The organism is Proteus mirabilis ATCC 29906, from assembly GCF_000160755.1.
Lineage (GTDB): Bacteria > Pseudomonadota > Gammaproteobacteria > Enterobacterales > Enterobacteriaceae > Proteus > Proteus mirabilis.
Genome location: NZ_GG668579.1, coordinates 238564 through 250782, shown reverse-complemented (window position 1 = coordinate 250782; position 12219 = coordinate 238564). Strand labels below are relative to the sequence as shown.

At 33.6% G+C, this 12219-nt stretch carries 12 protein-coding genes and 1 pseudogene; 11 read left to right on the top strand and 2 right to left on the bottom strand.

Translation table 11 applies throughout. From position 1 onward, the window contains the following. Positions 1 to 384: 384 nt before the first annotated feature. A complete protein-coding gene (locus HMPREF0693_RS12075; RefSeq protein ID WP_004245715.1) occupies positions 385 to 729 on the top strand; it encodes a DUF4156 domain-containing protein in 345 nt (114 codons plus the stop codon). Between the two features lie 108 nt (positions 730 to 837). Here the strand turns inward: HMPREF0693_RS12075 and HMPREF0693_RS12070 are convergent, their stop codons facing one another. Then, the gene (locus HMPREF0693_RS12070; protein WP_004245714.1) at positions 838 to 1476 is read right to left on the bottom strand and encodes an NAD(P)H-binding protein; all 639 of its coding nucleotides are present in this window, start codon (positions 1474 to 1476) and stop codon (positions 838 to 840) included. Between the two features lie 1132 nt (positions 1477 to 2608). Here HMPREF0693_RS12070 and HMPREF0693_RS12065 point away from each other — a divergent pair. The 9 genes from HMPREF0693_RS12065 (at position 2609) to HMPREF0693_RS12030 (ending at position 9980) form a co-directional block, all read left to right on the top strand. Then, the gene (locus HMPREF0693_RS12065) at positions 2609 to 3172 is read left to right on the top strand and encodes a fimbrial protein (RefSeq protein WP_004245713.1); all 564 of its coding nucleotides are present in this window, start codon (positions 2609 to 2611) and stop codon (positions 3170 to 3172) included. A 93-nt stretch (positions 3173 to 3265) separates the two neighbouring features. Then, positions 3266 to 4018 (top strand): fimbrial biogenesis chaperone, encoded by a 753-nt coding sequence (locus HMPREF0693_RS12060; RefSeq protein ID WP_004245712.1) that lies wholly within the window; start codon positions 3266 to 3268, stop codon positions 4016 to 4018. Next, positions 3996 to 4571 (top strand): fimbrial protein, encoded by a 576-nt coding sequence (locus tag HMPREF0693_RS12055; RefSeq protein WP_004245711.1) that lies wholly within the window; start codon positions 3996 to 3998, stop codon positions 4569 to 4571. The genes HMPREF0693_RS12060 and HMPREF0693_RS12055 overlap by 23 nt, the downstream gene beginning before the upstream one ends. Before the next feature lie 2 nt (positions 4572 to 4573). Beyond that, positions 4574 to 5131: a fimbrial protein gene (locus HMPREF0693_RS12050; protein ID WP_004245710.1), complete on the top strand. Its 558-nt coding sequence runs from the start codon at positions 4574 to 4576 to the stop codon at positions 5129 to 5131. A gap of 7 nt (positions 5132 to 5138) precedes the next feature. Next, the gene (locus tag HMPREF0693_RS12045; protein ID WP_004245709.1) at positions 5139 to 5855 is read left to right on the top strand and encodes a fimbrial biogenesis chaperone; all 717 of its coding nucleotides are present in this window, start codon (positions 5139 to 5141) and stop codon (positions 5853 to 5855) included. 120 nt (positions 5856 to 5975) lie between these two features. Further along, positions 5976 to 6398: a fimbrial biogenesis chaperone gene (locus tag HMPREF0693_RS19545; RefSeq protein ID WP_004245708.1), complete on the top strand. Its 423-nt coding sequence runs from the start codon at positions 5976 to 5978 to the stop codon at positions 6396 to 6398. A 13-nt stretch (positions 6399 to 6411) separates the two neighbouring features. Continuing rightward, on the top strand, positions 6412 to 6675 hold the full coding sequence (locus HMPREF0693_RS19540; protein ID WP_004245705.1) for a fimbrial biogenesis chaperone: 264 nt from the start codon (positions 6412 to 6414) through the stop codon (positions 6673 to 6675). Positions 6676 to 6718: 43 nt separating this feature from the next. Further along, positions 6719 to 9262 (top strand): fimbria/pilus outer membrane usher protein, encoded by a 2544-nt coding sequence (locus tag HMPREF0693_RS12035; RefSeq protein WP_004245704.1) that lies wholly within the window; start codon positions 6719 to 6721, stop codon positions 9260 to 9262. Positions 9263 to 9734: 472 nt separating this feature from the next. Beyond that, entirely contained in the window at positions 9735 to 9980 is a 246-nt protein-coding gene (locus HMPREF0693_RS12030) for a hypothetical protein (RefSeq protein WP_004245702.1), read from the top strand. Between the two features lie 140 nt (positions 9981 to 10120). Here the strand turns inward: HMPREF0693_RS12030 and epmB are convergent. Continuing rightward, a pseudogene (gene epmB, locus HMPREF0693_RS12025) lies at positions 10121 to 11150 on the bottom strand (EF-P beta-lysylation protein EpmB). 43 nt (positions 11151 to 11193) lie between these two features. On the opposite strand from epmB, the gene efp reads away from it, so the two are divergent. Further along, positions 11194 to 11760 carry an elongation factor P gene (gene efp / locus HMPREF0693_RS12020; RefSeq protein ID WP_004245698.1) on the top strand — a complete coding sequence of 189 codons (567 nt, stop codon included), beginning with the start codon at positions 11194 to 11196 and terminating at the stop codon, positions 11758 to 11760. Positions 11761 to 12219: the final 459 nt, after the last annotated feature.

The following is a 12219-nucleotide window of genomic DNA, read 5'->3' as shown; positions in this document are numbered from 1 at the left end:
TATTGAGCCAGTACATAATGATTTAATGTTCCCTATTATTTAAGTATCAAAAAATAATTTCTATCAATGGCCTATTGCCTGATTATGCTATTAAAGCAGAGGACTAGGCTAAGAACGACGACCAAATAATGTGCCCAGTCTCGCACTGTGGTGTCTGAAAAGCACACAATATGTTTTAAAAGCCGCAAAGCGGTGTAAAATAAATAGATATTGCTTTGTCTATCTTAAAGCTAAATCATTAAATCAAAATAAGTAACAAGTGGAAATAACCTCTTAAGACTATAGGCTAATGTAAGATAGTGATGATTTATTTTTGCGCTTAAGAGGAGTGACAGGGTATATTGTTGTCATGACTAAACGGACACTCAAAGAAATGAGGGGATCATGCGAATTAAATTGTTATTGGGAGCCACTGCAGCGTTGTTGTTAGCAGGCTGTTCTGCAACAAATACATTGACCAGTGCAGGTTCACAGGTACAAATTACTGATACGCAACCAGGCAGCGAGTGCCAGTTATTAGGCACAGTAACCGGCGTTCAGAATAATTGGTTATCAGGCTCTCGTACTGAAAGCCAATCACTACGCGGTGCTGCTAATGATTTACGCAACAAAGCAGCCGCTATGGGTGGTAATGTTATTTTTAATGTTGGTACAGGTGCAGGTAGCATTGTCGATAGCTTTGCGCCACTAGATAGCAAAATGAGTGGACAAGTTTATAAATGTCAGTAACAAACAATGGTTGTGTACATTGATAAGCTAGCTCGTGACTAACATATCTGGCCCTAATGTCTATCAGGGTCAGATTGTTTTTTATCAAAATCAGTAAACTAATCGTTTCTAAATTCGACTGAGGGCTGTTTTAATCGCCTCGTCACCATCTAATATAGGAATGCATTTTTTAAATGTATTCGGCTTATCTAATATCTCTGCTAATGTTGCCGCGACATTATCAATAGTGATTTCACCTTTTGTAGCATTATCTTCCAATTTGGTCGTAATTTTATATGTGCCTTGTTTTTCAGTTAAATAGCCTGCTTGAACAAGGGTGAAATCTAACTGGGTACGATCCCGTAAGTAGAGGTCGGCAAAATATTTAGCAGTAAAATAATCAATTAATTCAGTCCATTTATCAGGTGATAATGAATTAATCGCACTGAGCATAATATATCTTTTTATTCCTTTTTTTTCTGCTGCTTGCATCGTTTTAACAGCACCATGTAAATCAACTTGTAATAAATCCTTTCCTCGGGAGCCTGTCGTAAAATAGATAGCCTCTAAATTGTCTGGCAATAAATCGGTGATGGATGATAACGGCTTTGTTATGTCCAATTCAATTTCATGGTACTGTGAGGGATGATGTACTGATGTGTCGGATAATTTTCGGGTTGTACCTATGACATGATGACCTTTAGCAAGTAATATTTCGATTAAACGCTGACCTACTCGACCTTTAGCGCCAATGACGAGAATATTCATATTTCCTCCATTAAAATCTCAATTTCGTGTTTGAAGCTCCTCTTTACACTGAACTTAATTTTAAAACTTATTTTTTAATCAGGTAAATTATGTACCGTAAAAACTATCATTTAATGATTATTACTATAAGCGTAGTAGGATTTTTTTAGAGCCAAATGCAAATAATACAATAAATTAAAAAATAAAATATCCAATTCTACTAGGATAGATAATTATATGACTAATAGATAGTTTTAATAAGTGATAGTATTTAATTTATATTAAATGAGAAGCACATATTAATATTTTCATACTGATACTATCATGATGTTCTATCATATTTACTATAATAAAAATACTTATATATCAATGTGTATAGATGCTGATTATTTTTTTATTGTAATTTTAATGGATAAAATTAAAAATATATCATAATTAGATTATCTATATAAGATATTTTATATAAGCGTCATAAAAGTAAATTAATAAATTATAAGAAATAACAAAATATGACTATTTAAATTAGAGTGGTTTGGTTTTTATTATTTATTTATAATCAATAAAAGATAATCTAATTAATATTTATCAGAAGGTTATTTTAATAAAAAAACAAGATTAAAATCATAACCATTTGTTTTTAAAGGTTGTTTTTTTATTTTATCGTATGTATATAATGTAAATTTATATATAAGTAAATGTAATTTTTTCTATTGTGGTTGCTTTACTTTCCCCAACTCAGAGAATATACTGATTTAAGAATTAATATTTCTCATTAAATTTTTAACTTGGCTTAAAATAATATTTTAATATGGTGAGATTTAATTATGTGATTTAAATAACTCCGCTGTTTTTTCAAAAAATATATTATGCTTACTTTATACAGTGAGTGAGTATATATATATTTGATGTTTCTGTGATTTCAATGTTTATTTTTGTCATTTTTCTGATGAGCTAAAAATAAATACTGAGAAATGCAACATTATATGATGTTATTTTTGATGTAAAGTTAGTTTTATTAATGGGTTATAAACAATCGTTGTAAGGATCAATATCATTTATATAGTAAGGATCACATGTTGGCTTAGTACAATACGTTGGGTCTAAATTATTACGATATTGATAATTTTTAGATTATTTTATAAGAGAAGTTAATATGAAATTCAATAAATTAGGCGTAATGGTTGCTGGTGCACTTCTTATGGGTTCTTTATCAACTCAAGTTATGGCCGCTAAAAACGCAGACGTTACATTTTCTGCACGTTTAGTTGCAGCAACTTGTGATATCAGCGCAAGCCAAGATCGTGTTGATTTAGGTACTTATGCAACTACTGATATTCAAAATATTAACCAAGCTGTATCTGAAAAAGATTTCAACTTAGTGTTAAACAACTGTACTAAGATTGGTAAACCAGCTGAAGGTGAAGATCCTGCTGTAACTGTATCTAATATTGAATTATTAGCAAGCGGTAATGGCCTAGTTGGTAATGAGCAATTATTTGCTAGCGCTGGTGCAACTCAAGCTGGTATCAAGTTAACTGCAATGAACTCTGTAGTACTGAAACCAAATGAGTCAACAGAACTGCAAAACTTAAAAGCAGAAGGTGAAGGTAACCTGATTATTCCTATGAAAGCAGGTTTATTTGCTACAGAAACTGGTGACTCACTGAAAGCACAAGATATTAATGTTCCAGTAACCTTTAGTGTTGCTTATAACTAATATTAGTATGTTATGGGAAAGGAATTTATTCCTTTTCCATAATTTTGTTTTACTACCAATAGTAAAGTTGCAGTGCAATAAGGTGATAGGCAGATGGTAAACAAAATACGCTTTTTTCAATATATTTCGTTGTGTGTTTTAGGAGTATTATTTTTATCATTTCAGGTTCAAGCCGGTGTCGGTTTAAGCCAGACTCGTATTATTATTAATGGGGATACTAATACAGCCTCTATTAGCGCTAGAAATAATAATGCACAACCTTATTTAGTCTCTAACACAGCCTCTATTAGCGCTAGAAATAATAATGCACAACCTTATTTAGTCTCTAACTTTATAACCGAAAAACTGGATACCTCATCACCACCTTTGAGCGGTATGTTTGTTATTACTCCAAACATTTTCAGGTTAGCTCCGGAAAGTGAAAATACAATAAAAATTCAAATAATACCAACAAATCTTCCTAAAGATAGAGAATCACTTTATTACTTCCACTCGCGAAATATCCCATCAACAAATAAAAATGAAGATGGGATAAAAATAGCGATGGAAAATATTATCAAGGTATTTTATCGCCCTATTAATTTAGCGATAAACCCAAAAGAAGCCGGTGATAAATTAGTTGTAAAAGCAACGCCTAATGGGATCAGTATTGAGAACCCTACGCCTTATTATATTAATCTTTTTAAGATTACCGTTAAAAATGAAACGATAAAATTAAATAAAATTAATAATATGATAGAACCATTTTCTTCTAAAAACTATGTGGTAAGTAATAAAACAGGTGCTGTTAATATTCATATTATCAACGATTTAGGCGGAGAAAGTGTCTACAATAAAAAACTTTAAAAGAACAGTATTGTTAGCGATGATGGTGTATGCAGTAAACTGTCAATCCGCAAATAATGGTACTCTCAACTTTTCTGCTAATGTAACACGTGGCACTTGTGAATTTAGCGATAGTAATGAGCTGAGTAAACATGTCTCATTTGAACAGTTTTTTACTATTGGTGATGCAGAAGACACACCAATAAAGGCGCCTATTAAAGGGAGTCTCGGCACTAAGCAATTTACTTATCTTATCGATTGTAAAGAGTATGAACCTGATAGTGAGAAAAAAATCACGATTAATGTAAAAACAGGCGCGAATACTGAATATTCAGATCAGGTTTTTTATGGAAAAGGCGATACGACCCAAACCGGTTTTTTAGTAAAAGGCTGTCTTGAAGGTGAAAATGCGAGTTGCCAAATTCTAGAAAACAATAAAAAGTTATCTTTTTCTTCTCACTCTAATTCAGCGATAAGTATTAACTACATCGTCGATTTTGTTAGACGTAACAATAATAAAATGACACCTGGTGATTCAACGGCGACTATTTTATTTGAATATATTCAGGATTAATTATGCAGACAAAAAAAGTGTCAATATTAATAGTTAGTCTTTGTTTATTATTGACGAGTTGGGCTTCAGTTGCAGCGCAATCAGTGAAATATAATTTTTCAGTCGTTTTTCTCGCTAAAACGTGTGAAATTGTTGTTCCAGATAATATTACTTTCACTAGTGGTGAAGGGGCTAGTTCTGTTAGTGCTAATGACATAAAAAATAATAAAATTAGTCAACAGATCCCTATCTCGTTAACTAATTGCTCAACAAGTTCTTTAAGTGGAACGAGCGTTTATATATCTCAAGGTGTTACTTTAACCGGAACTCGAGATTTTTTTAATAACAATGTTTCTGGGTCATTTGGTGTTCAACTTACAGACGACAGTGGTAGTAAAACATATAAAGTAAATAATAGCTCTGTTTTTAAACCTTCTGATGATTCTGTTGTGTGGGATAATATAACCTCAGAAAGCTCGACTAAATCATTAACAGCAAAGTTGCGTTGTCAAAAAGAGGGATGTACTCCAGAGGTTGGCCCTTTTACGGCAACAGTAGTGCTTAGCTTTTTTTCTGATTGATTAAAATATGAATATATTAAAAACGATTTCATTACTTTTTAGCTGTTTTATTTTTTCTGCATCATATAGTTATGCAGGGCTATCTTTGTCACAAAGTCGCATTATATTTTCTGAGGGAGATAAAAGTCAAAGTGTACAAATAAATAATGATACAGATAATCTTTATTTATCTCAAAATATGATAACGGCTGATTTAGATGGCAAAAAAGATGAGCATTTTATTGTATTGCCACCGTTAAAACGATTAGAGCCTCAGTCATCGGTATCTATAAGAATTTTACCACGCTCTTTAGATACATTGCCAAGTGATCGGGAATCACTCTTTTTTTTCACTGCATATTTGATACCTGAAACAAAAAGAGGGCAACAAAATAATAGTGGTGATTTATCACTAAAAATTAATATGGTAACAAAAATTATCATAAAAGGATTTTATCGACCAAATGAATTAGCCATAACATCACTAGATAGTCATGCTAAGAAGATAACCTTTAAAAAAGTAGGTAATAATGTGCAAGTCAATAACCCAACACCTTATTATTTTACGGTATCAAATTTAAAATTCGATGGCAAAAGTTATCAATCAGCAAATGCACCTATGGTTGCGCCATTTTCGTCACTCAATTTAGCTATAGATAAATCAATTAAACAGGTTAGTTGGCAATATATTGATGATTTTGGTGGATTATCAAATACATTTGAAAATAAAATAATTGTGGAGTGACTAAATGTTATCTTTTTTAAGAGGTAGAAAAAAAATATTATCCAGATAGTCATATTCTGCCTATTTTTTCTATCTTATTCAGTCACATCGAAAGCAGTTGAAAAAATAGAAAACGATACTGTGGATCTAACAGATTTCGGGAAAAATGGTTTTTCTTTTGTAGTAAAAAGATATATCTATCTGGAAAGTGACATAAAAGGTATCTCTATCTCTTTAAAAAATAATAACAATAGTGCTTATTTAATTAATAGCTCTATTTTATTTAATGATGATGATAAAAATGTACCTATAGTGAATAAAGATCGTGAAAGAACACCTTTTATGATTTTACCACCTTTGTATCGTTTAGAACCCTCTAGTGAATATAGCTGGAATATTCGTCGTATTAGTGAAGGTTCTAATGATATGGCGTTACCAAAAGACAGAGAAAGCTTATTTTGGATTGCATTTAGAGCAGTTCCTCTTAAGGATAGTAAAATTGAGGAAAAGAAATCTGTGTCACTAACGATAACACCTTACTTTTTTTTTCAAATTAATTTATAGACCTGAGTCAATAATGGCATTGGAAAATAAAGATGTTATTGATGATGTTATTGTTGAAAAGGTAAATGAGAACATAGTTATAAATAATAAATCACCACTTTATATGACTTTTGAATATTTAAAAGTGGGCGAGGTTGAAATAAAAAATGATGGTAGAGCAATAACGGTAAAACCATTCTCTACAGTATCAGTTGAAGCACCTAAAAATGTTCAAGGAAAGCTGAGTTGGAGATTCAATGATGAAAATTTCTTTATAATAAAAGATAAAGAATATTAACTTAACAATAATTCTTATTTATGGGTGGTCTTTGGGGTGGTTTATGAAACCTATGTTGCATAAAATTCTTTGTATCAATCTTTGTGTTTTATCTGTGGCAATGCCGAAAATCGCATTGTCTGATAATTACTTTGATCCGAATCTTTTACTAAATAATAACGACAATATTGATTTAAGTAATTTCAGCAAAGAAGACTACATTGCACCAGGAGACTATAGTTTAAGCGTTTTTGTTAATACTGAGCCATTAGGTGAAAAGACAATTTTATTTAAAGCAAACAAAGAAGGTAAAGTTGTCCCAGTTGTTACAATCAAAGATTTGAAGCTATTTGGGGTTAATGTTTCAGCGATAAGTAAGCTAAGTGATCTACCCGAAGATACAGAAATTGATAATATAGAAGCGTATATTCCTAATTCAAGGCTAACCTTTAATATTAATAAATTAACATTAAATGCATCTTTTCCCCAAGTTAATATGGATAAGAGCTTTCAAGGTGAAATTCCCGCAGAATTATTAGATGATGGCGTGAGTGCTGTTATCCTTAATTATATGGCTAACTTTATTAAAAATAGAACGACAGGTGATTATTCAAGCCATAATAACAACTTTTTCTTGAATCTTAATGGTGGTGTAAATATAGGCCCTTGGCGTTTAAGAACAAATTATTCTTATAATAATTCGAGTGGTTCAGATCAGCGTTCTTCAAGTGATTCTGAATTTAGTAATACCTATGTAATGCGAAATATCGCTTATTTAAAATCAATGCTGAAAATTGGTGAAATTACCACTGGAGGGAATATTTTTTCAAGTATTCCGATAAAGGGGATTTCTTTAGCCACTAACCAACAAATGTTACCAAGTAGTATGCGTGGATATGCTCCTGTGGTAAGAGGTTTTGCCAACAGCAATGCAACCGTTACCATTCGTCAAAATGGTCAAATTATCTATAAATCTTTTGTTGCTCCTGGGAATTTTATTATTAATGATATTTCCGCCGGCGGTATTGGTGGGGACCTTGAAATAACCATTGAAGAAGAAGATGGCTCTAAGCGTGTATATACACAAGCCTATTCATCGCTGCCTATCATGTTGCGTGAAGGGCAATTTGAGTATGAATTTAGTGCGGGGCAATATGATGGTGGTATCACGACAGATTCCAAAAAAAGTAAATTTGCTTTAGGAACGTTTAGTTATGGTATCAATAACTCAATTACTGCATACGGTGGTTTATTAATTGCCAATGGTTATACCTCTGGTGTTATCGGTTCTGGTGTTTCTCTTGGGTTATTAGGTGCCTTATCTGCGGACGTCACTCTCGCCAGAGCTAATTTGGATAAAACTTATCACGGTCAATCATATCGGGTTCGTTATTCTAAGAGTTTATTATCTACAGGGACTTCGTTTGATTTAACCGCATTACGTTATTCAACTAAAGATTACTATGACTTTAGTGATTACAATAACTCAGGTTATGAATTGCGAGAAGGTATTGCACCTTGGTTAAGCCAACGTCAGAAATCTAGTTTTCAAACCTCAATTTCACAATCATTAGGAAAATACGGTTCCATGTATCTTCGTGGTGAAACCAGCCGTTATTGGGGGAATAGCCGTGTTAATAATAGTGTCACATTAGGCTATAACACTGTTCTGAAAGGTATTGCATTTAATATAGATTATTCTATTTCTCGCCTAAAAAGTGATGACAATACATGGCCAGAAAATAGACAAATTAATTTTAATATGAATATGCCACTGAGTGTATTCTCAAATGCAAGTGGCTTGCAAAATATGAATGCAAGCTATCTTCTGACACATAGCAATGATGGAAGAACTTCGCAACAAGCCGGTTTAAATGGCTCTGCATTTGATAATCAACTCTCTTATGGTATCTACCAAAATACAGATAACAAGGCAGATAGTTATAGTGGCAATATGAATATGAGTTATTCAGGAAGTAAAGGAACGCTTTCTGGGGGTTATAGCTATGGGAAAAATAGAAATAGCTTTAATGGTAGCCTTATTGGTGGTGTTGTTCTGCACTCAAAAGGAGTGACATTATCAAGGATGTTAGGTGACAGTATTGCCATAGTGAGCGCAGATAAAGCAAAGGGCGCAGAAATCAATGGAAATGTGAAAATAGATACATTTGGTAATGCCATTGTCCCTCAATTAAGTCCTTATGATACAAACAGTATTAGCGTAAATGTCAGCACATTACCTGATGATGTGACACTTAATGAAACGTCAATGAAAGTCTATCCAACCGAAGGGGCTATTTTAGCAAGACAATTTCAAACTAAAGTGGGTTATCAGGTTATTTTTGATATAAAAACAGCGGAAAATATAGCGATACCTTTTGGTGCAATGGCTTCTTTGACAGATGAAAAAGATAAACAGGTAAATACCGGTATTATCGATGCCTATCAATCTCTTTATATGAGTGGGTTACCCAATGATGGGAATGTCGTGGTGACTTGGAATAACAATACGGGCAAACATTCATGTCAATTTAGTTATTCAGAGCTTGAAAAGATTGAAGTATCACAACAAAACCCAATAAGAATGGTGACCGTTAATTGTCAATAATTTTTATAATTATTATTAAGTTAAACAAGGTGATAATCAGCAATGCTGTTATGTAAAGGCAAAGAGTAATGACGTTCCCGCAAATAAAAAAATGTATTGTTACTTTCTATTGGCACTATTAGTGGATATTCAGTTTACGCTATTGGTGCGTTAGAGCCGGGAAATTATAGTCTAGCCAGAGATCATTCTTTGCAATTTAATGTAGCTATTAGTTCTGGATTTTCAATTGATGCTAGGCCTTATTTTTTAGATTCTAGTACAAAGATAACAGTCCATACATTAAAAGCCTGCGATGTGACGCCACAAACAGCAACATCGATTAATTACCGTAGTCAATAAGCACAAAATTTTGCTACACCGACTAAACTTGATGAGAATATTGCCAGTATAAATGTTGATTGTCCCTATGCTGGGAATGTACATATCACATTAAGACCGTTTAATACCTTAATCAAAGGCAAGTAATACGGGAATGGAATTAACCGGCACTAAAGCGCAGGAAAGCGGTTATGTGGTGACTTCGCTAACTAGCCAACAACAAAATACTATTTGTGAACCTAATTCCAGTGATGCGTTAAGTTATGTCGGTAGTAATAAATTAGTTAATGCTATGCCCAAAGTTTTTAATCAAACGTTATATTTTAATCTTTGTGCAAATAGTAATATTCCCGCAGATAGATACTCGGGCAGTGTCGATGTAGCGATTTTAGTCGAGTAATATGCATTAACGTAATATTGGGCAAATAAGAACGCGATCATTCTTATTTGCTTTTTATGAGGTACTACTATTTTTACCGGATAGGCCTATTGTCTAGGCCAAATAACGGTATTCAATGTTATTTTATAAGTTCCTATCCACTATACTTGTCGTAAGCCTAAATCAAGCAAGGTTTTGCTTGGCTCTCCTCCAATTTCACGCGTGAGTTTAGGAACCATATAGCCAGAGACAAGACTCATTAATGATTTCATTATTTCGCGCGCTTCACTGTCTGGTACCATAAAATGAGCTGCTCCCTGTACTTTATCTAGCACATGAAGGTAATAAGGCATGATGCCTGCGTCAAATAGTGCACGACTTAAATCAGCAAGGGTTTGGGCATTGTCGTTAACCCCTCGCAGTAATACCCCTTGGTTTAATAGCGTAACATGGGCATTTTTTAGTTTTTAAGCAAGCTTCTCTTAACGCATCATCAATTTCATTTGCATGATTGATATGCAATACCATAATATTTTGTAAACGTGACTGCTGTAAGCGCTGACATAACCTATGAGTAATACGCGCAGGGATCACCACGGGTAAACGAGAGTGAATACGTAAACGTTTAATGTGGGGGATGGCTTCTAGCTGAGTAATTAACCAATCTAGCTCGTCATCTTTGGCCATCAGCGGATCGCCACCCGAAAAGATGATTTCATCGAGTTTTGGGTTATTTTTGATATACTCTATTGCCTTTTGCCAGTTAGCTTTGTTTCCCTTGTTATCTTCGTAAGGAAAATGGCGTCGGAAACAGTAACGGCAATTGACAGCGCAACCACCTTTGACCAAAAGCAATGCACGATTCTGATATTTATGTAATAAACCCGGCACCGCATTTTGTTGCTCATCTAATGGATCCGTAGAGAATCCCGGCGTTAGGGTAAATTCAGCATGTGCAGTTAATACTTGTAAAAGTAATGGATCGTTAGGATCGCCTTTTTTCATGCGCGCAACGAATTCACGGGGAACCCGTAAAGGAAAAAGTCGTCTCGCCTGAGCACCCCGTTGTAGTTCAGCGTGATGTTCCAGCGCTAAAAGTTGGAGTAATTCAACAGGATCACTGATTGCCTGCGCGAGTTGTGTTAACCAGACTTCTCTGGTGGTGTGATTATGAGTTACAATGTGTGCCATTTTTGGCTATGCCATTTTAAATTAAAAAAGTTAGAGGATATTCATGGCTTCTTATAATACCAACGATTTTCGTTCAGGTCTTAAAATCATGTTAGATGGCGAGCCAGCCGTCATTACTGAATGTGAATTTGTGAAACCAGGTAAAGGTCAGGCATTTGCTCGTGTGCGTCTGCGTAAACTGATTTCTAACAAATTACTGGAAAAAACCTTCAAATCTACTGATTCTGCTGAGGGTGCAGATGTCATGGATATCAACTTAACTTACCTGTACAACGATGGTGAGTTCTGGCATTTCATGAACAACGAAACCTTTGAACAATTAGCTGCAGACGAAAAAGCGGTTGGCGAAAATGCTAAATGGTTGATTGACCAAGCAGAGTGTATCGTTACACTGTGGGATAATCGTCCTATTGCTGTTGTTCCACCAAACTTTGTTGAGTTAGAAATCGTTGATACCGATCCGGGTCTGAAAGGGGATACTGCAGGTACAGGCGGTAAACCAGCAACATTAAGCACTGGCGCTGTGGTTAAAGTACCTCTGTTCGTACAAATCGGTGAAGTGATTAAAGTGGATACGCGTTCTGGTGAATATGTATCACGCGTAAAATAATCATCGCGATTATTTTCCCGAACGTTTATACCAATATAAAATACCACATATGCTCTCTTGATTGTGGTATTTTTATTTTATACGCAAAAAATTTGATAAATATAACAAATTATCTTTAAAAAAATTGATTAATTTACTTTAATACGGTGTTTTATAAAATCGTTATATAGATAAGTGATATAATATAAAATCAATATATTATTTCATTCTTTATTTATGCCAAAACAGCATGAGCAATGCCAGATTGGAATTGGTAAAAAATAGCCATTTTTTTACAATGTAGTTGTTGATTATTTTGGTAAAGATAATCCACAGCAATATTTATTTAATTTATTTTGACCTTTCCTTTTAGAGATATTGAAGAATATAGATAAAAACTGTAATCCTGTAATATTATTGATATTTATTTTTATTTTTTTGTACTAGGGAAACTATTTCCAATATAATACTATATCTAAA

Excerpts from the sequence above, each read along its gene's own strand:
- HMPREF0693_RS12075 (WP_004245715.1), top strand. The coding sequence starts at position 385 with ATGCGAATTAAATTGTTATTGGGAGCCACTGCAGCGTTGTTGTTAGCA.
- HMPREF0693_RS12070 (WP_004245714.1), bottom strand. The coding sequence starts at position 1,476 with ATGAATATTCTCGTCATTGGCGCTAAAGGTCGAGTAGGTCAGCGTTTA.
- HMPREF0693_RS12065 (WP_004245713.1), top strand. The coding sequence starts at position 2,609 with ATGAAATTCAATAAATTAGGCGTAATGGTTGCTGGTGCACTTCTTATG.
- HMPREF0693_RS12060 (WP_004245712.1), top strand. The coding sequence starts at position 3,266 with ATGGTAAACAAAATACGCTTTTTTCAATATATTTCGTTGTGTGTTTTA.
- HMPREF0693_RS12050 (WP_004245710.1), top strand. The coding sequence starts at position 4,574 with ATGCAGACAAAAAAAGTGTCAATATTAATAGTTAGTCTTTGTTTATTA.
- HMPREF0693_RS12045 (WP_004245709.1), top strand. The coding sequence starts at position 5,139 with ATGAATATATTAAAAACGATTTCATTACTTTTTAGCTGTTTTATTTTT.
- HMPREF0693_RS19540 (WP_004245705.1), top strand. The coding sequence starts at position 6,412 with ATGGCATTGGAAAATAAAGATGTTATTGATGATGTTATTGTTGAAAAG.
- HMPREF0693_RS12035 (WP_004245704.1), top strand. The coding sequence starts at position 6,719 with ATGAAACCTATGTTGCATAAAATTCTTTGTATCAATCTTTGTGTTTTA.
- HMPREF0693_RS12030 (WP_004245702.1), top strand. The coding sequence starts at position 9,735 with ATGGAATTAACCGGCACTAAAGCGCAGGAAAGCGGTTATGTGGTGACT.
- efp (WP_004245698.1), top strand. The coding sequence starts at position 11,194 with ATGGCTTCTTATAATACCAACGATTTTCGTTCAGGTCTTAAAATCATG.